Below are 23042 nucleotides of genomic sequence, written 5' to 3' on the forward strand. Positions count from 1 at the left end.
CGTCTCCGACCGGCCCATTTCTGACGAGCCGTCATATTAGGGAGCCGGTGCACACTTTCCCAGCCCCTCGGCCCGAGCGGCCTCCGCCCATGAGGCCCGGCCACCGCCCCGCATGGCCCGTACCGGCCTGCCGCGTCCGCGCGAATCTGATGTACCGTCAGATTCATGTCCGCAACGAAGCGCACCCGCAAGGTTGCCGTCGTCGGCGTCTCCCTCTCCGACTGCGGCCGTGTCGAGGAGGCCACCCCCTACGCGCTGCACGCCCAGGCCGCGCGCCGGGCGCTCGCCGACTCCGGGCTCGACCGCTCGGTCGTGGACGGCTTCGCCTCGGCCGGCCTTGGCACGCTCGCCCCGCTGGAGGTCGCCGAGTACCTGGGGCTCCGTCCCACCTGGACCGACTCGACCGCCGTCGGCGGCGCCACCTGGGAGGTGATGGCGGCCCACGCGGCGGACGCCATCGCCGCCGGGCACGCCCGCGCCGTCCTGCTGGTCTACGGCTCCACCGCGCGCGCCGACATCCGCGCGGGACGCCGCACCGCCAACCTCTCCTTCGGCGCCCGGGGCCCCCTCCAGTTCGAGGTGCCCTACGGCCATACGCTCATCGCCAAGTACGCGATGGCCGCCCGTCGCCATATGCATGAGTACGGAACCACTCTTGAGCAGCTCGCGGACATCGCCGTTCAGGCGCGTGCCAACGCCGCGCACAATCCGGATGCGATGTTCCGTGATCCGATCACCGTCGACGACGTCCTGAGCGGGCCGATGATCGCGGACCCGTTCACCAAACTGCACTGCTGCATCCGCTCGGACGGCGGCTGCGCGGTACTGCTGGTGGGCGAGGAGTACGTACCGGACACCGTGCCGCCGCCGGTGTGGGTCCTCGGCTCCGGCACCGCCCTCTCGCACACCACGATGTCGGAGTGGGACGACTTCACGGTCTCCCCCGCGGCCGTCTCGGGGCGCGCGGCCTTCCGGCGGGCGGGGGTGCGGCCGTCGGAGATCGATGTGGCGCAGCTCTACGACGCGTTCACCTATATGACCCTGGTGACCCTGGAGGACCTCGGCTTCTGCGCCAAGGGCGAGGGCGGCGCGTTCGCGGCCAAGGGGCGGCTGACCCTCGGCGGTGAGCTGCCCGCCAACACCGACGGCGGTGGCCTCTCGGCCTGTCACCCCGGGATGCGAGGGCTGTTCCTGCTGGTCGAGGCGGTACGGCAGTTGCGCGGTGAGGCGGGCGACCGCCAGGTCCGCGGAGCGGGCGGACGGCTGCCGGAACTGGCCGTGGCGTCCGGGACGGGCGGCTGGTTCTGCTCGTCGGGCACGGTGGTGCTCGGCCGCGGCTGACGGCCCGCCGCGCTTGCCCCGGCCGGATCCGGATGATCGGATGGCCGGGATCGCGGGGCGAGCGAGCGTGCGCGCAGGCGCGGGCGCGGGAGGCGGAGAACGTCCGATGAGCGGAGCCGAGGAGCGGCGCCCCGGGGCGCCCGGGGCGGGTACGGCCGGTGAGCCCGGTCTGCCGGAGGAAGCCGGTGTGCCCGAGGAGCCGGGTGAGACCGAGGAGCCGGGTGAGACCGATGCCTCGTTCCGGGAGCTGCTGGGCGGGCTCCGCGTACGCCACGGCGGCGAACTGCCCGTCTTCGCCCCGGAGCGGGCTCCGGACACCCCGCTCCCGCTGTTCCGGCGCTGGCTGCGCGAGGCCGCGGCGTCGGGCGAACCGGCCCCGCACACCATGGTGCTGGCCACCGCCGGTGCGGACGGTCGCCCGTCCCAGCGTGTGGTGATGCTGCGCGGCGCCGACGCCCGCGGCTGGCACTTCGGCACCCACCGCACCAGCCGCAAGGGCCGGGAGCTGGCCGAGCGCCCGTACGCGTCGCTCGCGTTCCACTGGCCGCACACCGGCCGTCAGGTGCGGATCGGCGGCCGGGTACAGGAGGCCGGGGCCGAGGAGAGCGCGGCGGATCTGCGCGGCCGGTCCCCTGCCGCGCTCGCGGCCGCACTGGCCGGTGCCGGGCGCCAGAGCGAGGTGCTGGCAGCGCGCGAGGAGCTGGTGCGCGCCTTCGAGGCGGCGTACGAGCGGGCGGAACGGGAGCCGGACGCCCCGGCGCCGAGCTGGACCCTGTACGCCCTGGAGCCGGACGAGATGGAGTTCTACCAGGAGGAGGCGCGGCGGCGGCACGTACGGCTGCGCTACCGGCGCGCACCGGAGGCGTCCGGCGGCTGGCGCCGGGAGCTGCTCTGGCCCTGAGCCCCGTCCGGCGCTCACGCCCCCCGGGTCACCGCCGCTCGTCGACGGCCAGCCGGGCGTGCAGATGGACATCGCGGGGCGTTCCGCCGCGGTCGAAGCGCGCCTGGCGCATCACGCCCTCGGCCGCGTATCCGCAGCGGAGGCCGACCCGGCAGGACGCCTCGTTGCCGATGTCGTGCCGGAGTTCCAGCCGGTGCAGTCCGAGCTCCCGGAAGGCCCAGCCGGTGACGGCCCGGAGGGCATGGGAGGCGATCCCCCGGTCGCGGGCCTCGGGCAGCACCCAGTAGCCGACGCGGCCGCTGCGGTCTCCGTAGTCGATCAGCCCGACGGAGACATGGCCGCGGATCTCGGCGCCCTCCAGGACGGCGAAGGACGCCATGTCACCGCGGCGCCAGCCGTCGGCCCGGCCGTGGGTCCAGAGGTGGACGTCCTCCTCGTCGTCGACGAGGGCCACCGGGGTGTTCCAGCGGCGGAAGTCGGGGTCGGTCAGCCCGCGCAGGGCGGCACGGCGGTCCCCCGGGGTGTCCTCCCACGGGCGCAGCCGCAGCCCGGGGGCCTGGAGCTCGACCGGTCTCAGCACCCGGTCATTCAAGCAGCGGGCGGAAGACGGGAACAGCCGGTGTCGAGCCGTCCTGCGGGACGCGGAAGGCGGCGCGCAGCGGCATCCCGACGCGCAGCCCGGCCCCGTGGTGCGGTGCGCAGGCGGGACCGGCGACCACTTCGGTCATCATCCGCGGTCCTTCGGCGAGATCGACGACGGCGGCGGTGTACGGGACGCGCCCGCCGAACGGGGGCAGGTCGTTCCGGTGCACCACGGACCAGGTGTAGAGGGTCGCGGCACCGCTCGCCTCCTCCCAGGCGACGTTCTCGCTCCAGCAGTGCGGGCAGAACTCGCGGGGGTAGTGGTGGGCGCGTCCGCAGGCCGCGCAGCGGCGGATCAGCAACCGGCCCCCGGCCGCGGCGTCCCAGTAGGGGCGGGTGAAGGCGTCGGGCTCGGGCACATCGAAGCGCGCGGCCCCGCCGGTGTGCCCGGCGCCGGATCCGGTGGATGCCCCGGCGCTCACCGGAACAGCCCCCAGGTCTCGTCCAGCGACCAGGTCTGCCAGCTCATCGCGGCCAGCGCGACCAGGGAGATCAGCATCATCATGGCGTTCTGCCCCTGTTCCGCCCAGTCGTGGATCATGAGCAGGAAGTAGAGGAGGTTGAGGAGCAGCCCGCCGATCAGGGCGACCGGGGTCAGCAGACCGAGGACCAGCCCGAGCCCGAGGGCCAGTTCGGCGTGGACCACCACATACGCCATGGTCCTGGGCCGCGGCGCGACGACGGTGTCGAACCCGCGCCGGACGAACGCCCAGCGATGCTCGTCCGCGACCCCCTTCGCCCAGGCGATTCCGCTGCCGCGCCGGAACCAGCTCGCCTTGTCCTTGTGCCGCCAGCTCTCCAGCCACCACAGCCCGAGTCCGATGCGCAGCACGGCCAGCCATTCGGGGCCGCTGAGCCAGATCGTCCGCATGGTGTGCCCACCTCCTGCCCGGCTGATCGCCATCCGTTTCTGACGGCACGTCAGTTTCATGGGACGGACGGGATGTGCGCAAGGGGTAGGGGGTGCGGTACGGGCCGTGACCTTTCCGCAATCGATTCGGAATCGGTTTGACCGAAACCCGTCAAATACTCCCGACTACGCTCGCCCGCATGGCAGTCGACAGTTCCTCTCCGAAGTCCTCACCCGTGTATGTGATCGGCGGCGGACCCGGCGGCCTCGCCACCGCCGCCACGCTGCGCGAGCGCGGGATCCACGCGGTGGTCCTGGAGAAGTCCGACACGGTCGCCACCTCCTGGCGCAACCACTACGACCGGCTGCATCTGCACACCACCCGCCGGCTGTCCGCGCTCCCCGGACTCGCGATGCCGCGCTCGTTCGGACGGTGGGTCACCCGGGACAACATGGTCCGGTATCTGGAGCGCTACGCCGAACACCACCGGCTGGAGGTCGTCACCGGGGTCGAGGTCTCCCGGATCGAGCGGACGGCGGACAACACGGAATGGCTGCTGCGGGCCACCGGCGGACGGGTACTGACCTCGCCGGTGGTCGTGGTCGCCACCGGCTTCAACCACACCCCGCGACTACCGGACTGGCCCGGCCGTGACACCTACACCGGCGAACTGCTGCACGCCGGGCACTACCGCAACGCCCGCCCCTACGCAGGCAAGGACATCCTGGTGGTCGGGGTCGGCAACACCGGCGCGGAGATCGCGGCCGACCTGGTCGAGGGCGGCGCGGAACGGGTGCGGCTCGCGGTCCGCACCCCGCCGCACATCCTGCGCCGCTCGACGGCGGGCTGGCCCGCGCAGCGCACCGGCATCCTGGTGCGGCGGCTGCCGCGGCCGCTGGTGGACCGGGCGGCCCGGGTGATGTGCCGGGTGAGCATGCCGGATCTCACCGAACGCGGACTGCCCTGGCCGGAGACCGGGCTCTACACCCGGGTACGGCAGGGGGCCATCCCGGTGCAGGACGTGGGACTCGTCGAGGCGGTGCGGACGGGCCGGGTGGAGGTGGTCGCGGCGGTCGACTCCTTCGACCAGGACAAGGTGGTGCTGGCGGACGGCAGCCGGATCAGCCCGGAGGTCGTCGTCGCGGCGACCGGCTACCGGCGCGGACTGGAGGAGCTCGTCGGCCATCTGGGTGTGCTCGATGCCCGGGGCCGCCCCCTCAGCCACGGCCGGCGCACCCTGAAGACCACCCCGGGACTGCACTTCACCGGTTACACCAATCCGATCAGCGGCATGCTGCGGGAACTGGCCATCGACGCCCGCAAGATCGCGAAGACGATAGCCCGCACCACCTCCTGACCACCTCCGTTCCCCGTGTCGAGCACCCCGCACCGGGGGCCGACCGCCCGCCGCGCCGCGCGGCCCGGCCGACGCCGGGCCGTCACGGTGCGTGTTCTCCGCGCATCGAGCATTCCTGACAGGCTCTCGTTTCAGTAGCCTGAACTAGGCAGTAATTTGACTGGGCGTCAGATCTGTGACTATTGGCCATCGAGCAGGAGTGGCGGACACCGATGCTTGGATCGACTCACGGCACCCTCACCACCAACTCCCGTCACGCCCGAGCCGTCGCCTGCGGACCGGCTCCCGGCCCCACCGTCCACGTCCACACCGGCGCCGCGGGGGCCGGGAGCGCCGAGGAGGCGGTGGACCGGGACGTCAGCGGCCGCCCGCTGCACGCCGCCGTCCCCGACCTGGACCGGTTCTTCCGCCCCGAGTCGATGGCGCTCATCGGCGCGTCCGACGCCGAGGGCCGCCCCAATACCGGGATCACCCGGCAGCTCGTGGCCTGGGCCGAACGCGTCGGCGCCCGGCTGCACCCCGTCCATCCCTCCCGTCCGTCCGTCTTCGGCATTCCCTGCGTCCCGTCCGTGGCCGATCTGTCCGAACCGGTCGACCTCGCCGTCCTGCTGGTCCGCGATCCGCTCCCGGTCATCGAGGAACTGGCCGGGGCCAAGGTGAAGTTCGCCGTCGTCTTCGCCTCCGGTTTCGCCGAGACCGGGCCCGAGGGCGCCGCCGCCCAGGAGCGGCTGGCCACCGCGGCCCGCCACGCCGGAGTGCGACTGCTGGGGCCGAACACCAACCTCAACGCCTTCGAGGAGTTCCGCGAGGACCTGGACGGACCCGCCATCGCCCTGATCACCCAGTCCGGCCACCAGGGCCGCCCCGTCTTCACCCTCCAGGAACTCGGCATCCGGCTCAGCCACTGGGCCCCGACCGGCAACGAAGCGGATCTGGAGACGGCCGACTTCATCTCCTGGTTCGCCACCCGGCCCGAGGTCGGCGCCATCGCCCTGTACGCGGAGGGGCTCAAGGACGGCCGCGGCTTCCTGCTGGCCGCCGACCGGGCCGCCCGCGCCAAGGTGCCCGTGGTCGCCGTGAAGGTGGGCCGGACCGAGACCGGCGCCCGGACCGCCGCCTCCCACACCGGCAAGCTCACCGGCACGGACGCGGTGGTGGACGCGGCCATGCGGCAGTACGGCGTCATCCGGGTGGACGGTCTGGACGAACTCCAGGACACCGCCGCGTTACTGGCCCGGGCCCGGCCCCCGCGCGCCGAGGGCGTGGTGGTGTATTCGATCTCCGGGGGCACCGGGGCCCACTTCGCCGATCTGGCCACCGCGGCCGGGCTGCCCCTGCCCGCCCTCTCCGCCGAGAAGCAGACCGAACTCCACCAGTGGATACCCGCCGACCTCAATGTGGCCAACCCGGTGGACAACGGCGGCCATCCGGTCGGCGACTGGCGCGGCCGGAAGATCATCGACGCGATCCTCGCCGATCCGTCCGTGGGGGTGCTGATCTGCCCGATCACCGGCCCCTTCCCGCCCATGAGCGACCGGCTCGCCCAGGACCTGGTGGCCGCGGCCGAGCAGACCGACAAACTGGTGTGCGTGATCTGGGGCTCCCCGGTGGGCACCGAGGACGCCTATCGCACCACCCTGCTCGGCTCCTCCCGGGTGGCGACCTTCCGCACCTTCGGCAACTGCGTCACCGCCGTACGCGCCTATCTGGACCACCACCGCTTCACCACCGGCTACCGCTCCCCCTTCGACGACGCCCCGCGCACCCCCTCCCCCGCGGTGCGCAAGGTGCGCGGGCTGATGCGGCCCGGTGAGCAGCTGAGCGAGCACGCGGCCAAGCAACTGCTGCGCGCCTACGGCATCCGGGTGCCCCGCGAGCAGCTCGTGACCAGCGCCGCGGCCGCCGTCCGCGCCGCCGGTCTGGTCGGCTACCCGGTCGTGATGAAGGCGTCCGCCCCGCAACTCGCCCACAAGACCGAACTCGGCCTGGTGAGGCTGGGGCTGACCTCCGCCAGCCAGGTCCGTGACACCTATCGCGAGCTGACCGACATCGCCCGCTTCGAAGGCGTGGACCTCGACGGCGTCCTGGTCTGCCAGATGGTCGAGCGCGGGGTGGAGATGGTCGTCGGCCTCAGCCACGATCCGCTCTTCGGCCCCACCGTGACCGTCGGTGTAGGGGGTGTGCTCGTCGAGGTCCTGAAGGACACCGCCGTACGCGTCCCCCCGTTCGGCGAGGACCACGCCCGCGCGATGCTCGGTGAACTGCGCGGCCGCGGCCTCCTCGACGGTGTGCGCGGCGCTCCCCCCTCCGATCTGGACGCCCTGGTCGAGGTGGTGCTGCGGGTCCAGCGCATGGCCCTGGAACTCGGCGACGACCTCGCCGAACTCGAGGTGAACCCGCTGATGGTGCTGGAACGCGGCCAGGGCGCGGTGGCGCTGGACGCGCTCGCGATCTGCCGCTGAACCCCCCGGTCCCGCCGGTCCGGTGGGCGCGGTGCGCCCGCACGATCCGGTGGGGCCGCCCGGTGCGGTGGGGCCGCACGGCCCGGTGGGGCCGCACGGCCCGGTGGGGCCGGTCCGCCCCACCGCGCCCGTCCACCCCGCCGAGCACACCGATGTCCGGAGCTTCCCCATGATGTCTCCCTCCCCCGAAGACTCCCTCGACTCCGTTGTACGGCACACCACTGACAACGGCGTCTCGTGGATCACCCTGAACCGTCCGGCCGCACTGAACGCCATCACTCCTGACCAGCGCGAACGACTGATCTCCCTGTTCGAGGGCGCCTCGGGCGACCCGGCGGTCCGGGCGGTCGTGCTCACCGCCACCGGCAAGGGCTTCTGCGCGGGCGCCGATCTGCGCGGGCCGTCGGCGAACGGCCCGGGGGGCGAGCGGATCCCGGGTGATGTGGCCCGGCTGATCCGGTCGGGGGCACAGCGGCTGATCGCCGCGGTGCTCGACTGCGAGAAGCCGGTCATCGCCGCCGTGAACGGTACGGCGGCGGGGCTCGGCGCCCATCTGGCGCTCGCCTGCGATCTGGTGCTGGCGGCCGAATCGGCCACGTTCATCGAGGTGTTCGTCCGCCGTGGCCTGGTCCCCGACGGCGGCGGCGCCTATCTGCTGCCCCGGCTGACCGGACCGCAGCGGGCGAAGGAGCTGCTGTTCTTCGGCGACCGGCTGCCCGCCGCGGAGGCCGAACGGCTCGGTCTGGTCAACCGGGTGGTCCCGGACGCCGAGCTGGCCGCCACCGCCCGTTCCTGGGCCGAGCGGCTGGCCGCCGGACCCACCCGCGCCATCGCCCTCACCAAGGCTCTGGTGAACGCCTCGCTCGACGCGTGCCGGGCCACCGCGTTCGCCGCCGAGGCAACCGCCCAGGAGATCAACATGACGACGGACGACGCGCACGAGGGCATCCGGGCGTTCGCCGAACGCCGCACCCCCGACTACCGGGGCCGCTGAGCCGTGCCCTGGCGCCGCCGGTCCTGGCGCCGCCGGTCCTGGCGCCGCCGGTCCCGGTGAGCGGCAGTCCCGGTGAGCGGCGGCTTCACATCCCTTCCGATCTGACGCTCCATCAGATTCAATGGAACACATGATGGGACATGCCGGTATGGCCGCCACCGCCGTCCGCTATCTGCGCGCGGTCGGCTCACCGACGTCCGCACCCCGCACGGTGGATCCGCTGCCTCCGCCCGAACTGCGCTGTATCGGGGCGGACGAGCGCCTTCCGTTCGGTCCGGCCGAATTCCGCCGGGTGCTGGGACACTTCGCGAGCGGTGTCACCGTGATCACGACGACCGACGAGGATGGTCCGACGGGCTTCGCCTGCCAGTCGTTCACCTCGCTGTCCCTGGTCCCACCGCTGATCGCCTTCATGGTCGCGCGCACCTCCACCACCTGGCCGAGGATCGCCCGCGCCGGGGTCTTCTGCGTCAACGTGCTGGGCGCGGACCAGGGCGAGCTGTGCCGGGGCTTCGCGGTGAGCTCGTCCGTCCGGCCGGACAAGTTCGCGGGCGTCGCCCATGAACCGTCCCCGGCCACCGGTTCGCCCCGGCTCACCGGCGTTCCGGCGTGGATCGACTGCACGGTGCACACCGTGCACACCGGTGGCGACCACCTGGTCGTCGTCGGCCGGGTGGGCGCGCTGGGCACGGACGACACGGCGGCGCGGACGGGTCCGCTGCTGTTCCACCGGGGCGGGTTCGGGGCGTTCACCCCGGCGTCGTAGCGCCCCGGGCACGCCTGGGCCGTTTCGTCAGCCGGCGGACAGCACCGGCTGGGCGGCGACCGGCCCGGACCGCCGGATCACCAGCGCCATCAGGGCCGCCACCGCGCACAGCGCCCCCGATCCGTACCAGACGAGGTCGTAGGAGCCGAACGCGTCCCGCGCCGCGCCGCCCAGGAAGGCGACCAGCCCCGCCCCCACCTGGTGGGAGGCCAGCACCCAGCCGAAGACGATCGCGCTGTCCTCGCCGTACCGCTCCCGGCACAGGGCCATGGTCGGCGGCACGGTGGCGACCCAGTCGAGGCCGTAGAAGACGATGAAGAAGATCATCGGCGGATGCACCGCGTCGGCCAGCAGGATCGGCAGGAACATCAGGGAGACCCCGCGCAGCGCGTAGTAGACGGCCAGCAGCCGCCGGGCGTCGAAACGGTCGGTGAACCAGCCGGACGCCACCGTCCCCAGGATGTCGAAGACCCCGATGACGGCGAGCAGGGTCGCGGCGGTCGGCACCGGCATCCCGTGGTCGTGCGCCGCCGGGACGAAGTGGGTCTTGACCAGACCGTTGGTCGAGGCCCCGCAGATCGCGAAGGTCCCGGCGAGCAGCCAGAAAGTGCCGCCGCGGGCCGCGGAGACGAGCGCGGTGACCGCGCGGCGGGCCGCGCCCCGCCGCGGCTCGGGCCTCGGGGCGGGCGGCCCCTGGGCGCCGTAGGCCGGGAGTCCCACGTCGGAGGGGTAGTCGCGCAGGAGCAGCCAGACGAACGGCACGATGGCGAGCGCGGCGAGTACGACGGTCACGACGGCGGGACGCCATCGGTGGTTTTCGACGATCCAGGAGAGCAGCGGCAGGAAGACCAGCTGACCGGAGGCCCCGCCCGCGGTGAGGATGCCGGTCACCAGTCCGCGCCGGGCGACGAACCACCGGTTGGTCACGGTCGCGGCGAACGCGAGCGCCATGGAGCCGCTGCCGAGGCCCACCAGCACGCCCCAGCAGAGGATGAGCTGCCACGGGGCGGTCATGAAGACCGTCAGCCCGCCGCCCGCGGCGATCAGGAGCAGGGCGGCGGCGACGACCTTACGGACGCCGAAGCGATCCATCAGGGCCGCCGCGAACGGCGCGGTGAGCCCATAGAGGGCGAGATTGACGGAGACCGCGAAGCCGATGGTGCCGCGCGACCAGCCGTACTCCTCGTGGAGCGGCTCGATCAGCAGACCCGGCAGCGAGGCGAACCCGGCCGCCCCGATGATCGTCACGAAGGTGACGGCGGCGACCAGCCAGGCCCGGTGCGGAGTGCGGAACGGGAGCCGTCCGCGGGGCGCCCGCCGCGGGGCCTCCGCGGGCCGCGGCTCATGCTGCTCTGAGGCTCGGGGGAGTCCGGTTGTCTGCGTCACCCGAACAGGATCGGCGGGGCGGCTGCGGCGAGCGAGTGGCCCGTGGGACAGCATTCGCTAGGATCGGGCCAGGGCCATGGCCCGTGAGGTGACCGTTCGCTCAGGAGGTGGCGGATGTCCCGGCCGGAGACGACCGAAAGGCGCCACCGCGTGGTGGTGCTCGCCCTGCACGGGGTGATCCCCTTCGAACTCGGCATCCCCTACCGGATCTTCGGCAAGGCCCGCTCCCCCGAGGGCCACCCCCTCTACGACGTGCTGACCTGCACCCCCGAGCCCGGTGCGGTACAGACCGACGCCGACTTCCCGATCACCGTGGAACGCGGACCGGAGGCCCTGGCCGGGGCCGACACCATCGTGGTGCCCGCCTCACTCGAGCTCGGCCCGGTGATGGAGGAGGGCAGGCTGCCCGCACCGCTCGCCGAGGCGCTCACCCATGCCCGGCCCGGTGTCCGCTGGGTGTCCATCTGCACGGGCTCGTACGTGCTCGCTGCGGCCGGTCTGCTCGACGGCCGTCCGGCCACCACCCACTGGCACAACACCGACCACTTCCAGCGGCTCTTCCCGGCCGTCGCGGTCGACCCGGACGTGCTCTTCGTGGACGACAGCGACGTGCTCACCTCGGCCGGTGTCGCCTCCGGTGTGGATCTGTGCCTGCACATCGTGCGGCGCGACCACGGTACGGCCGTGGCCAACGACGTCGCCCGGCGCAGTCTGGTGCCGCCGCACCGCGACGGCGGCCAGGCGCAGTACATCCGCCGTCCGCTCCCCGAGCCCCAGCAGGCCACCACGACGGCGGCACGCGCCTGGGCGCTGGGCCGTCTGGACCGTGCGCTCACACTGCGCGAGCTGGCCGCCCAGGAGGCGATGAGCGTACGGACCTTCACCCGGCGCTTCCGTGAGGAGACCGGGGTCAGTCCCGGCCAGTGGCTCGTGGCGCAGCGGGTCGAACGTGCGCGGCAGCTGCTGGAGGACACCGATCTGTCCGTGGACCGGATCGCGCGGGACGCGGGCTTCGGCACGCCCTCGTCGCTGCGCCAGCACCTCCAGACGGTGCTGGGGGTCTCGCCGACGGTCTACCGGCGCACCTTCCGCACCGGGGGCGCGGCACCCGTCCCCGGTGACGGGACCGCTGATGACTCCCGTGACGGGCGGCTCAGAAGGTGAGCACGGCCCGGGCCACCCGCCCGTGGTGGGCGTCGTCGGCGGCCTTGGCGAAGTCCTCCACCGGATAACTGCGGGTGATCAGTTCGTCCAGCAGCAGTCTGCCCCGCCGGTAGAGGTCGGCGTAGAGGGCGATGTCGCGCTGGGGGCGGGAGGATCCGTAGCGACAGCCGAGGATGGACTTGTCCAGGTAGAGCGAGGAGACCTGGAAGGCCGCCTCGGCGTCGGCGGGCGGGACGCCGAGCAGCACCGCCTGGCCGTGGCGGTCGAGCAGGTCGACGGCCTGCCGGATGAGCTGGGTGGAGCCGACGCATTCGAAGACGTGGTCCGCGCCGGCCGGCAGGACCTCCCGGGCCGCCTCGGCGGAGGGGACGAAGTGGGTCGCGCCGAAGTGCCGGGCCAGGGGCTCCTTGGCCGGGTTGGAGTCGACGGCCACCACGGTGGAGGCCGCGGCGATCCGGGCCCCCTGGAGCACATTGAGACCGATCCCCCCGGCACCGATGACCACGACGGATTCCCCGCGGTCCACCCGGGCGCGGTTGAGCACGGCGCCGACACCGGTGAGCACGCCACAGCCGATGAGGGCGGCCGAGGTGAGCGGGATCTGTTCGGGGATCTTCACTGCCTGAACGGCTTTGACCAGGGTGCATTCGGCGAAGGCCGAGTTCGAGGCGAAGTTGAACAGGCGCTGCCCGCCGGGGCGGGAGAACGGCCGGGTCGGCCGGCCGATCGCCGCCCGGCACATCGTGGGGCGGCCACGGTCGCAGTCCGGGCAGGTCCCGCAGTTGGCGAGGGTGGAGAGCGCGACATGGTCGCCGGGGGTCACATGGCCGACGCCGGGCCCCACCGCCTCCACCACCCCGGCCCCCTCATGGCCGAGGACGACCGGGACGGGAAAGGGGATGGTGCCGTCGATGACCGACAGATCGCTGTGGCAGAGCCCGGCGGCGGCGACGCGCACCAGCACCTCACCGGGGCCGGGGTCGCGGACCTCCAGATCGTCGACGACCCGCGGCTCCGTGCCGTCGAAGACGACGCCTCGCATCCTCATCACACTCCCTCGTATCGCTCTCATGAGGCCCAGACGACCGACTGGAGTTCGCTGTACGCGTGCAGGCCGAACGAGCCGCCGTCGCGGCCCACTCCGCTCTCCTTGAACCCGCCGAAGGGGGTCTCGGGGTGGCGCTGTGCGGTGTTGACGCCGACGTTCCCGCTGCGCAGCCGGGCGGCGAGGGACCAGGCGCGGCCCGCGTCCGCGCTGAAGACGTAGTCGTGGAGGCCATAGGCGGTGCCGTTCGCGATCCGCACCGCCTCGTCCTCGTCGTCGAACGGCAGGGCCACGACGACCGGGCCGAACACCTCCTCCCGGGCGATGGTCATCGCGGGGTCGGCGTCGGCGACGAGGGCGGGGGCGGCGTAGAAACCGGGCTTGAGGGCGGGGCGTTCACCGCCCGTGACGATACGGGCGCCCTGTTCACGGGCTCCGGCGAGGTGGGCCTCGACCCGGTCGCGCTGGGCCGCGGAGATCAACGGGCCGACGACCGTGGAGTTATCCACAGGGTCACCGATCTTGAGTGACTCTGCGTAATGTGTGAGTGCGGCGATGACCTTCTCGTACAGCGATCGATGGACGAGCACGCGGGTCGGCGCCGTGCAGATCTGCCCACTGTGGAAGGAGAAGGTCGAACCGACCGCCCCGACCGCCGACGCGATCACTCGCTCGTCGGCGTCCCCCAGGACGATGGCCGCGCCCTTGCCCCCGAGTTCCATCAGGGTGCGCTTCATCGACCGCCCCGCGGATTCGGCGATCTTCTTCCCCACGGTGGTGGATCCGGTGAAGCTGACCATGTCGACACCGGGGTGGGCGACCAGCGCCTCGCCCACCACCGGGCGCGAGCCGGTGACGACGTTGAAGGCACCGTCCGGGAGCCCGGCCTCCTTCAGCAGCGGGCCGAGTTCGAGACAGCACAGGGGATCCTGCGGGGCCGGTTTGGCCACGACCGTATTGCCCATGGCCAGGGCCGGGGCGACCTTGCCCGCGAGATTCGCGAGAGGGAAGTTGTAGGAGGTGATACAGGCGATGACACCCAGGGGGCGGCGGACCGCGGCCGCCCCGATGAGCCCGCCGGGCGCCAGCGGGGTGGCGGCCACGGGCAGCGGGGCCAGCGGCAGGGTGACCGGTTCGACGGCGCCGCGCGCGTAGCGGCGGAAGCGGTCGACGGCCGGGGGCACTTGCAGCGCCGAGGTGACGCGCAGCGTCGCGCCGGTCTCCGCCTGGAGCAGGGGCACCAGGTCCGCGGAGCGCTCGGCCAGCAGGGCGGCCACGCGGTCGAGTACGGCGGCGCGCTCCCGTGGGGCGGTGCGCGACCAGCCGTCGTACGCGGCGCGGGCGGCCCGGACCGCGGCGTCCACGTCGGCCTCGGCCGCCTCGGGGGCGTGGCCGACGGTCTCCTCGGTGGCGGGGTTGAGCACCGGGTAGTGGCCCTGGCCGGGCGCCCGCCAGGCGCCGTCGATCCAGTGTCCGTACCCGCTCTGCCGGTCTGTGGTCATCGGCGTGCTTCCTTGGGGAGGTGGAGTACCCGCTCGGCGATGATGTTGCGCTGGATCTCGTCCGAACCGCCGTAGATGGTGTCGGCGCGGGAGAAGAGGAAGAGACGCTGGGAAGCGTCGAGTTCATAGGGGTGTTCCGCGGTCCAGCACATCGGGCCCAGTGCGGCCGCCGCACCCCTGACCTCGACGGCCAGTTCGCCGAGGCGCTGGTGCCAGCCGCCCCACAGCAGCTTGGCGACGCTGGGCGCGCCCGGGTCCCGCGCGGCGCCGAGGGTGCGCAGGGCGTTCCAGCGCATCACCTTCAGCTCGGCCCACTGCAGCACCAGCCGGTCGCGCAGTACGGGTTCGCGGGCGGCCCCGGTCTCCAGGGCCTGTTCCACGACCCGGCCCAGCTCCTGGGCGAAGCCGATCTGCTGGACGAGGGTGGAGACCCCGCGCTCCACCGCGAGCAGGCCCATGGCCACCTGCCAGCCGTGGCCCACGCCGCCGACGAGGTGTTCGGCGCGGGCCACGGCCCCGTCGAAGAACACCTCGTTGAACTCCGCGGTCCCGGTCAGCTGCCGGATCGGCCGTACCTCGATCCGTCCCGGCTGGTCCATCGGCACCAGCAGAAAGGAGAGTCCATGGTGGCGCTGTGAGTCCGGCTCGGTGCGCGCCAGTACGAAGCACCAGTCCGCCTCCTGGGCGAGGGAGGTCCAGATCTTCTGCCCGGTGATGCGGTAGCCGCCCCCGCCCGGGTCGCGGACGGCGCGGGTCCGCACTCCGGCGAGGTCCGAGCCCGCGTCCGGTTCGCTGTAGCCCTGGCACCACAGCTCCTCGCCGTGCGCGATGGCGGGCAGGAACCGTGAGCGCTGGGCGCTGTCGCCGTAGGCGAGCAGGGTGGGCGCGAGGAGGTTCTCACCGATGTGCCCGAGCCGTGCGGGCGCACCGGCCCGGGCGTACTCCTCGGCCCAGACCACCTGTTGGGTCAGGGTGGCGGCCCGGTTCCCGTAGGTCCCGTGCGTACGGTCCCAGCCGAGGCCGATCCAGCCGCCCGCACCGAGCGCGCGCTCCCACTCCCGGTGGGCGGCCGCCCGGCCCGCCTGTCCGGGCGCCAGTCCGCGCAGGGCCGCGAACCGGCCGGTGACCTGTTCGTCGAGCCAGGTCCGCGCCTCACCGCGGAACCGCTCGTCCTCCGCCCCGAAAGCGAAGTCCACGACCTCTCCCCTCTCCGATGTGGCCGTTCCCGACGGCGGAGTGGTTCCCGGCGGGGTCCTCCCCGGTGGGGTTTCTCCTCGGTGGGGTCAGGCGTTGGGGCGCTGGTTGTCCGCGGCCGCCCGGGCCATCTCCTCCAGCCGCGCCAGCATCGGCATCGGATCGGTGCCGACGGTGCCCGGGAGGAAATCGGCGATCTTCTCGGGGGTCCAGGCACCCTCCGTGTATCCGGCGCGCAGCTCCCGGGGCTGGGCCCAGACCGCGATCTTGGGGCCCGCGACCGTATAGACCTGCCCGGTGATCCGCTCGGCGCGGGCGCGCTCGCTCAGCAGATAGACCACGAGCGCCGCGACGTCCTCCGGTTCGCCGATCTCCGTCAGCTCCATCGGGACGTTGGCGGACATCCGGGTGCGGGCGACCGGGGCCACGCAGTTGGCGGTGACCCCGTACTTGTGCAGTCCCAGCGCGGCGCTGCGGACCAGGGAGATGATCCCGCCCTTGGCGGAGGCATAGTTGGCCTGGGCGACGCTTCCCTGGTGGTTGCCGCTGGTGAAGCCGATCAGGGTGCCGGAGCGCTGCCCGCGCATCACGGCCGCGGCGGCCCGGAAGACGGTGAAGGTGCCTTTGAGGTGGGTGGCGACGACCGGGTCCCACTCCTCCTCGGTCATATTGAAGAGCATCCGCTCACGCAGGATCCCGGCGACACAGACGACTCCGTCGAGCCTGCCGAACCGGGCGAGCGCGGTGTCCACGATGCGCTGACCACCGGCCATCGTCGAGACGTCGTCGGCGACGGCGACCGCCTCACCGCCCGTGCCGGCGCCCTTGCCCGTCCCCGTGCCGTTCGGCGCCATCGCCTCGATCTCCTTGACCACGGCCTCGGCGACCTCGCTGCTGGGCTCGGCCCCCTCGACCGAGACCCCGTAGTCGTTGACGACGACCTTCGCTCCCTCGGCCGCGCAGGCGAGGGCCACGGCCCGGCCGATGCCGCGCCCGGCCCCGGTGACGGCGATCACCTTGCCGTCCAAGAAGTTGCCCACGTCGCGTCCCCTCCCGGAGTATCTGACGGTCCGTTAGATTTTTGAGCAGAGGCGGCCCGAGTACAAGCCCTCGAACGGAAACCACGGAGGAGACGCCATGTCGCTGCCGGCCGAGTTCCACGAGATCGCGAAGCGCGTCAACAACTGGGGCCGCTGGGGGGCCGCTGACGAGATCGGCACCCTCAACCTGGTCACCGACGAGGTGGTCCGGAATGCCGCGGCGACGATACGGACCGGTCACCGCGTCCCCCTCGCGGTGCCGTTGCGCGAGGACGGCGTACAGACCGGGATGATCCCCGGGCGGATCAACCCCCTGCACACCATGGTCGCGGTCAACCGGGAGATGTTCGGCCCGGGCACCGTCGCCACCAGCGACGACGCCGTGACCATGGGGCTCCAGGCGGGCACCCACTGGGACGGGCTCACCCATGTCTCGCACTCCGGCAGGATCTACAACGGCCGCCCCGCCGACTCCGTCACCGCCCATGCCCGCGCCGCGTTCAGCGGGATCGACACCGCCCGCCACATCGTCTCCCGCGGTGTGCTGCTCGATGTCGCCCGCGCCCGCGGCACCGACCGGCTGCCGGAGGGGCACCCGGTCACCCCCGAAGACCTTGACGCCGCCGAGGAGCTGGCCGGGGTGCGGGTGCGCGCCGGCGACATCGTGCTCATCAGGACCGGTCAGATCCAGCGCTGTCTGGCGGGTGACAGGGAGGCGTACGCGTTCCCCTCACCCGGACTGTCGATCCGCACCCCGGAGTGGTTCCACGCACGGGATGTGGCGGCGGTCGCCAATGACACGCTCACCTTCGAGATCTTCCCGCCGGAGATCGAGGAGCTGTGGCTGCCCGTGCACGCCCTCGACCTCGTCGAGATGGGGATGCTGCAGGGCCAGAACTGGAATCTGGAGGAACTGTCGGCGGTCTGCGCCGACGAGGGCCGCTTCGCGTTTCTGCTGTCGGCCACACCCGAGCCGTTCACCGGCGGAACGGGCTCCCCGGTCGCCCCCGTGGCGGTCCTCTGACGGCTCCGCGATCACCGACCCACGGCCCTGCGGCCATCGCGACCGCCGTGACCCTGCGGCCGCCGCGGCCGTGCAGCGCACCGCCGGAACGGCGCGAGGGGGGCAGGCGGGTCAACGGGCGGCGGTGCGCCGATGCACACCCCGAGCACGGCACCGCGCACCGCCACCCGGCTCCGGCGCTGAGCCCTGTTCAGCCGCCGGGCCGCGACCCGCACTCGCCGAGGAACGACTCCCTGGACACACAGCCCACAGAGTCACCAACGCCCTCGACGTCCCCTCGCGACGAATCGCTGATCCTAGAGTGATCAACCGACCACGTCACGTCAACACCTGGTCTGGACTTTGTCGAGTCCGCCCCATATGTGAGGGGGCGTGAGCGGTGCCGTGGGCGGCCAGGCAGGGATCGTCCCGCCGACCGCGGTCGATCTCGCACCAGATGCGCTTGCCCGCGCCCTCCGGCTGCCAGCCCCAGCGGTCGGCCAGTCCGTCGACCAGCTCCAGACCACGGCCGTTGGTGGCCTCCTCATCGGCGCAGCGCTGCCGCGGCGCCCGGGTACTGGCGTCCGCGACCTCGACCCGGACCGTCTCATAGCCGGGCCCCTTGCCGGTGAACGCTCCACCGCCACCGGCCGCGCTCCCAGCGCCGCCGCTCCCGGCCCCTCCGCCCGCGGCGGACTGCGCGGGGAAGAGCATCCGCAGCACCGCGGGACAGCCCGTATGCACCACCGCGTTGGTGACCAGCTCGGAAATCAGCAGGACCAACGTATCGGCCAGCGCCTCATCGGCCGCGATCCCGGAACCGGCGAGACGCGAGCGCGCCCATCGACGGGCCCTGCTCACCTCCGCGGGGTCTGGTTTGACCTCCATCTGCATCTGAAGCACCTGCACCGCTCACACCATCCGAACCGGCGGACACATCGCCTCGTACCTCCAAGAGGTCACGGACCGTGACTCCCTTGCGAGACAGCATGGTTGACGTACAGTCACCCCAACAAGCGCTTCGGTCATATTCCAGCGCCAAGGAGTATGCGTGGGGCATACTGTGCGACGCGCAGTACGCGGACTCGAACATCGAGCCCGAAGCGCCGCACACCCCGCGCGACCGGGGCACATCGCCATGCCCGGAGTCGCCCCACGGGCAACACCGGGTTTCTCGCACCCCATAAGCGCTCGCACCCAACGGAGAGTACCCGAGCTCGGGCCCGACTCCCCCCTGTGACGAGTCACGCCTAGGAAACAACCCGGTATCAACGCTCGGTCACCTCTAAGCCCAGGGGACTTCCCCGAAGATTGCGACATCCCAACAATTCAGGCGTATCCCCTGAGCTCGGCTACAAACATCGTGCACCGGTCGACATCAGACCAGCGGCGAGTTCTTCCTCGGCCGCCGCGGCGGTCTGCCACTGCTCGGCCCTCACCCACGCCCGCTTCAGATGCAGATGGACATCAGCCTCCCAGGTGAAACCCATCCCGCCGTGGACTTGCAGACAATCACGGGCATTGCGGACAGCAGCCTCATCTGCCAGCAATACGGCGGCGGCGATGTCCCCCGGGTCTTCGGTGACCGCGGCCGCGTACACCACACTTCTGGCTGTTTCCGCGCGGACCAGCATGGACGCGCACAGATGCTGGACCGCCTGGAACGCGCCGATCGCCCGGCCGAACTGGACCCGCTCCCGGGCATGGGCGACCGCCGTCTCCACCGTCCGCACCGCGCTGCCCAGCTGCTGGGCGGCGGTCAACAGGGCCGCCTCGCGCCGCAGCCGGGCGGCGGTCCCGCGCCCCGCGCCGGCCCCCTGCTCCCCGGATGAGCGTTCCCCGGCCGCCGCCGGCGCCACACCACCGGGCACCCGGTGCAGCGGGGTGGCCGGGTCCACGGACCGGACGGCCTCGGCCGACGAACCGATCTCCTTCGCGGTGCGGATCCCGGCGTCCCCGTCGCCGAGCACCAGCACCGCGTCGGCCGAGGCCAGATGCTCGACCAGCACCGCGCCGCCGTGCCCGGCGCCCGCCGTATCGAGCGCCGTCACCACGGCCTCCCCTTCGGCCGCACCCGCGACCGCCGCACCTGCGACCGGCACACCCGCGACCGGCGCACCGGTGGCCGCAAGACCCGCCGCCAGATGCGTCGCGGCCAACGGCCCCGGCAGCAGGGCCCGGCCCGCCTCCTCGAAGGCCAGCACCGCCTCCGGCAGTCCGAGTCCCACCCCGCCCGCCGCCTCCGGCAGCCGCAGCGCGAAGAACCCGGCCGCCCCCAGCTCCCGCCACAGCCCCCGGTCGACCGCACCGGCACCCGTGCCCGCGCCCTCCCCGGCCGCGGCGCCCCCGCCGCCCTCCGCGTCCACCACCGCCCGCAGCCGCGCCCGCGGAAAGCGCCGTTCCATCAGCTCGCGCATCCCCGCCCGCAGCGCCCGCTGGTCCTCGGTGAGCGAGAAGTCCACGGTCCGGTCACCGCCCCTTCGGCAGGCCGAGGATCCGCTCGGCGACGATGTTCCGCTGGATCTGCGAGGTCCCGGCCGCGATCGTGTACGACAGCGACGAGAGCCGGTCCACGACCCACTCCCGCCCCGCGTCCAGCGCATCCGCCCCCAGCACCTCGGCGGCCGCGTCGTAGAGCTCCTGCCGTACCTGGGAGAAGCGCAGTTTGAAGACCGAGCCGCCGACGCCCGGCACCCCGCCCGTGCGCTGCGCCTCGCTCACGTTCCACTGGGTGAGCCGCCACAGGGCCGTGCAGTCCGCCGCCAGCCGCCCCAGCCTCCGCCGCAGGACCGGGTCGTCCCAGCGGCCGTTGGCCCGCGCCGTGCGCGCCAGGGACTCCAGCACCCGGCGGCAGGCGACGACCTCGCCCACGAAGGCGGTGCCGCGTTCGAAGGAGAGGGTCACCATGGTCACCCGCCAGCCGTCGTTCTCCGCGCCCACCCGGTTGGCCACCGGCACCCGCACCTCGTCCAGGAAGACTTCGGCGAATTCCGCGGTCCCGGCGAGCGTGCGCAGCGGCCGTACGGTCACCCCCGGGGCGTCCATCGGCAGGGCGAGCCAGGAGATGCCCCGGTGCCTGGGGGTGTCCGGGGTCACCGGCGCGGTGCGCACCAGCAGTTCGCACCAGTCGGCGACCTCCGCGTGCGAGGTCCAGATCTTGCTGCCGCTGACGACGTAGTCGTCTCCGTCCCGCACCGCCCGGGTGCGCAGCGCCGCCAGGTCGGATCCGGCCTCCGGTTCGGAGAAGCCCTGGCACCAGACCTCGTCGCCGCGCAGGATGGGCGGCAGCCAGCGCGCCCGCTGCCCGGCCGTGCCCTCGGCGGCGATGGTGGGGCCCGCGTGCAGCAGCCCCACGAAGTTGGCTCCCACATAGGGCGCGCCCGCACGCTCCGTCTCCTCCAGGAAGATCAGGTGCTGGGTGGGGGTGGCGCCCTTTCCCCCGGCCTCCCGCGGCCAGTGCAGTCCGGCGTACCCGGCGTCGTGGAGCATGCGCTGCCAGCCGCAGTCATAGGCGCGGCGGGCGGGCCAGTCGGCGGGGTCCGGACGGGGCGGCAGCGCGGGCAGGACCCGGCGCAGCCAGGCGCGCAGCCGGTGCCGGAAGTCCTCCTCGTCCTCGGTGCAGGAGAGATCCATCGGCCACCGCCCGCCCTTCGCATCCGATGAAGCGAATCTGATGGAACGTCAGATCAGCGTGACTCCGGAAGGCTAGTCCGCACCCTCTGGACCGACAAGGCCCGGAGCCCTACGCTTCCGGCACGATCTGACTAACCGTCAGCTTTGGCGAGTGCGTGCCACGGGAGGCCGGGATGACCGACACCGCGCGTGAACTCGGAAGCACCGCCCAGGAGCTCGGGCGATCGGCGACGCTGTGGGAGCTGCTGGAGCGGCGCGCCGCCCTCACCCCCGACGCCACCGCCCTGATCCAGGCCGGAGACGACCCCCGCCAGGACCGGCGGCTCACCTTCCGCGCCCTGCGCCACCGCGCGGAGCGCACCGCGGCCGGTCTCCACGAGCTGGGTGTACGCCCCGGTACACGGGTCGCCTGGCAGCTTCCCACCCGGATCGAGACGGTCGTCCTGACCATGGCGCTGGCCCGTCTCGGCGCCGTGCAGTCCCCGCTGATCCCCTCCTACCGCGAGCGCGAAGTGGGGTTCGCGCTGCGCGAGTCCGGGGCGCGCTTCCTCGCCGTCCCCGGGCGCTGGCGCGGTTTCGACCACACGGCCCTGGCCCGTCGCCTCGCCATCGCGCTGCCCGAACCACCGCTGGTCCTGGAGGCGTACGACACCCTGCCCGAGGCCGACCCGGAAGCCGTCACGCTGCCGCCGCCCCCGGCCGACGGGACCGCGGTGCGCTGGATCTACTGGACCTCCGGCACCACCTCCGACCCCAAGGGCGTCCTGCACACCGACCGCAGCCTCATCGCCGCCGGGGCCTGTCTCGCCCACGCGCTGCGGCTCGGCCCCGGCGACATCGGCTCCATGGCCTTCCCGTACGCCCATGTCGCCGGACCCGACTACACCGTGATGCTGCTCCTCCACGGCTTCCCGGCCGTGCTGCTCGAACACTTCGCGCTGCCCGGCTCGCTCGCCGCCTACCGGCGGCACGGGGTGACGACCGCGGGCGGCAGCACCGCCTTCTACGCGATGTTCCTGGCCGAACAGCGCAAGGACCCGGCGCACCCGCTCATCCCCACCCTGCGGCTGCTCGCGGGCGGCGGCGCCCCCAAACCGCCCGAGCTGTACTACGAAGTCACCCGTGAGCTGGGCTGCGTCCTCACCCACGGCTACGGCATGACCGAAGCTCCCATGATCACCATGGGGTCACCGGACGACACCGACGACATGCTGGCGACCACCGAGGGACGCCCTCCGGCGGACATGGAGATCCGCGTGGTGGACGGGGAGGTACGGCTGCGCGGCGCGGCGGTCTGCGCCGGGTACCTGGACGAGTCCCAGACCCGGGACGCCTTCGACGAGGACGGCTTCCTCCGCACCGGCGACCTGGGCCACCTCACGGACAGCGGCCATCTCGTCCTCACCGGGCGGGCCAAGGACATCATCATCCGCAAGGGCGAGAACATCTCGGCCAAGGAGGTCGAGCAACTGCTGTACCGGCACCCGGACGTGGGCGACGCCGCCGTGATCGGACTGCCGGACCCGGCCCGCGGGGAGCTGGTGTGCGCCGTCGTCGAACAGCCCGCGGGCGCCCCGCCGCTGACGCTCGAGGCCGTGACCGCACATCTGCGGGACGCGGGGCTCAGCGTCCACAAGCTGCCGGAACGGCTGGAGCTGGTGGACGCGCTGCCGCGCAACCCGACGCTCGGGAAGGTGCTCAAGTACCGGCTGCGGGAGCGGTTCGGCGACACCCCGGCCCCGAAGCCGTAGGCGGTGCCGG

20 protein-coding genes are annotated in these 23042 nt (G+C 72.9%); 9 read left to right on the forward strand and 11 right to left on the reverse strand.

Translation table 11 applies throughout. The features are described 5' to 3' along the window. Positions 1–165: 165 nt before the first annotated feature. Complete coding sequence (locus tag NMK44_RS16470) at positions 166–1341, forward strand: thiolase C-terminal domain-containing protein (RefSeq protein WP_254743698.1); 1176 nt, start codon at positions 166–168, stop codon at positions 1339–1341. Between the two features lie 106 nt (positions 1342–1447). Then, positions 1448–2242 carry a pyridoxine/pyridoxamine 5'-phosphate oxidase gene (locus NMK44_RS16475; protein WP_254743700.1) on the forward strand — a complete coding sequence of 265 codons (795 nt, stop codon included), beginning with the start codon at positions 1448–1450 and terminating at the stop codon, positions 2240–2242. A 28-nt stretch (positions 2243–2270) separates the two neighbouring features. On the opposite strand, the gene NMK44_RS16480 is transcribed toward NMK44_RS16475, so the two are convergent. The 3 genes from NMK44_RS16480 to NMK44_RS16490 are packed head-to-tail and all read right to left on the reverse strand — an operon-like array spanning position 2271 to position 3755. Then, positions 2271–2822, reverse strand: coding sequence for a GNAT family N-acetyltransferase (locus NMK44_RS16480; RefSeq protein WP_254743702.1), 552 nt, complete (start codon positions 2820–2822; stop codon positions 2271–2273). 4 nt (positions 2823–2826) lie between these two features. Continuing rightward, on the reverse strand, positions 2827–3306 hold the full coding sequence (locus NMK44_RS16485; RefSeq protein ID WP_254743704.1) for a Zn-ribbon domain-containing OB-fold protein: 480 nt from the start codon (positions 3304–3306) through the stop codon (positions 2827–2829). Next, positions 3303–3755, reverse strand: a complete 453-nt coding sequence (locus NMK44_RS16490) for a DoxX family protein (RefSeq protein WP_254743706.1) — start codon at positions 3753–3755, stop codon at positions 3303–3305. The genes NMK44_RS16485 and NMK44_RS16490 overlap by 4 nt, the downstream gene beginning before the upstream one ends. 179 nt (positions 3756–3934) lie before the next feature. Here NMK44_RS16490 and NMK44_RS16495 point away from each other — a divergent pair, with 179 nt between their 5' ends. The 4 genes from NMK44_RS16495 (at position 3935) to NMK44_RS16510 (ending at position 9314) form a co-directional block, all read left to right on the forward strand. After that, positions 3935–5092 carry a flavin-containing monooxygenase gene (locus tag NMK44_RS16495; protein WP_254743708.1) on the forward strand — a complete coding sequence of 386 codons (1158 nt, stop codon included), beginning with the start codon at positions 3935–3937 and terminating at the stop codon, positions 5090–5092. A gap of 212 nt (positions 5093–5304) precedes the next feature. After that, positions 5305–7554 carry an acetate--CoA ligase family protein gene (locus tag NMK44_RS16500; protein WP_254743710.1) on the forward strand — a complete coding sequence of 750 codons (2250 nt, stop codon included), beginning with the start codon at positions 5305–5307 and terminating at the stop codon, positions 7552–7554. Between the two features lie 169 nt (positions 7555–7723). Continuing rightward, positions 7724–8548 (forward strand): enoyl-CoA hydratase/isomerase family protein, encoded by an 825-nt coding sequence (locus tag NMK44_RS16505; RefSeq protein ID WP_254743868.1) that lies wholly within the window; start codon positions 7724–7726, stop codon positions 8546–8548. Positions 8549–8669: 121 nt separating this feature from the next. Then, positions 8670–9314, forward strand: a complete 645-nt coding sequence (locus NMK44_RS16510) for a flavin reductase family protein (protein WP_254743712.1) — start codon at positions 8670–8672, stop codon at positions 9312–9314. 27 nt (positions 9315–9341) lie between these two features. Here the strand turns inward: NMK44_RS16510 and NMK44_RS16515 are convergent, their stop codons facing one another. Then, positions 9342–10700, reverse strand: a complete 1359-nt coding sequence (locus NMK44_RS16515) for an MFS transporter (protein ID WP_254743714.1) — start codon at positions 10698–10700, stop codon at positions 9342–9344. Positions 10701–10814: 114 nt separating this feature from the next. On the opposite strand from NMK44_RS16515, the gene NMK44_RS16520 reads away from it, so the two are divergent. Further along, the gene (locus tag NMK44_RS16520; RefSeq protein ID WP_254743716.1) at positions 10815–11864 is read left to right on the forward strand and encodes a GlxA family transcriptional regulator; all 1050 of its coding nucleotides are present in this window, start codon (positions 10815–10817) and stop codon (positions 11862–11864) included. On the opposite strand, the gene NMK44_RS16525 is transcribed toward NMK44_RS16520, so the two are convergent. From NMK44_RS16525 to NMK44_RS16540, 4 genes are all read right to left on the reverse strand, one after another. Further along, a complete protein-coding gene (locus NMK44_RS16525; protein ID WP_254743870.1) occupies positions 11854–12906 on the reverse strand; it encodes a Zn-dependent alcohol dehydrogenase in 1053 nt (350 codons plus the stop codon). The genes NMK44_RS16520 and NMK44_RS16525 overlap by 11 nt on opposite strands. 26 nt (positions 12907–12932) lie before the next feature. After that, on the reverse strand, positions 12933–14411 hold the full coding sequence (locus NMK44_RS16530; RefSeq protein WP_254743718.1) for an aldehyde dehydrogenase family protein: 1479 nt from the start codon (positions 14409–14411) through the stop codon (positions 12933–12935). After that, positions 14408–15607 (reverse strand): acyl-CoA dehydrogenase family protein, encoded by a 1200-nt coding sequence (locus NMK44_RS16535; RefSeq protein ID WP_254743720.1) that lies wholly within the window; start codon positions 15605–15607, stop codon positions 14408–14410. The genes NMK44_RS16530 and NMK44_RS16535 overlap by 4 nt, the downstream gene beginning before the upstream one ends. Before the next feature lie 87 nt (positions 15608–15694). Beyond that, the gene (locus tag NMK44_RS16540; protein WP_254743722.1) at positions 15695–16645 is read right to left on the reverse strand and encodes an SDR family oxidoreductase; all 951 of its coding nucleotides are present in this window, start codon (positions 16643–16645) and stop codon (positions 15695–15697) included. A gap of 97 nt (positions 16646–16742) precedes the next feature. On the opposite strand from NMK44_RS16540, the gene NMK44_RS16545 reads away from it, so the two are divergent. Next, the gene (locus NMK44_RS16545) at positions 16743–17669 is read left to right on the forward strand and encodes a cyclase family protein (RefSeq protein ID WP_254743724.1); all 927 of its coding nucleotides are present in this window, start codon (positions 16743–16745) and stop codon (positions 17667–17669) included. 318 nt (positions 17670–17987) lie between these two features. On the opposite strand, the gene NMK44_RS16550 is transcribed toward NMK44_RS16545, so the two are convergent. The 3 genes from NMK44_RS16550 to NMK44_RS16560 form a co-directional block, all read right to left on the reverse strand. Beyond that, positions 17988–18557: an ATP-binding protein gene (locus tag NMK44_RS16550; protein ID WP_254743726.1), complete on the reverse strand. Its 570-nt coding sequence runs from the start codon at positions 18555–18557 to the stop codon at positions 17988–17990. Between the two features lie 443 nt (positions 18558–19000). Continuing rightward, a complete protein-coding gene (locus NMK44_RS16555) occupies positions 19001–20110 on the reverse strand; it encodes an acyl-CoA dehydrogenase family protein (RefSeq protein WP_254743727.1) in 1110 nt (369 codons plus the stop codon). A gap of 7 nt (positions 20111–20117) precedes the next feature. Further along, a complete protein-coding gene (locus NMK44_RS16560; RefSeq protein ID WP_254743729.1) occupies positions 20118–21281 on the reverse strand; it encodes an acyl-CoA dehydrogenase family protein in 1164 nt (387 codons plus the stop codon). Between the two features lie 173 nt (positions 21282–21454). Here NMK44_RS16560 and NMK44_RS16565 point away from each other — a divergent pair, with 173 nt between their 5' ends. Continuing rightward, entirely contained in the window at positions 21455–23032 is a 1578-nt protein-coding gene (locus NMK44_RS16565) for an AMP-binding protein (protein WP_254743731.1), read from the forward strand. The last annotated feature ends 10 nt before the right edge of the window (positions 23033–23042 follow it).

This window comes from Streptomyces cucumeris, assembly GCF_024295805.1.
Lineage (GTDB): Bacteria > Actinomycetota > Actinomycetes > Streptomycetales > Streptomycetaceae > Streptomyces > Streptomyces cucumeris.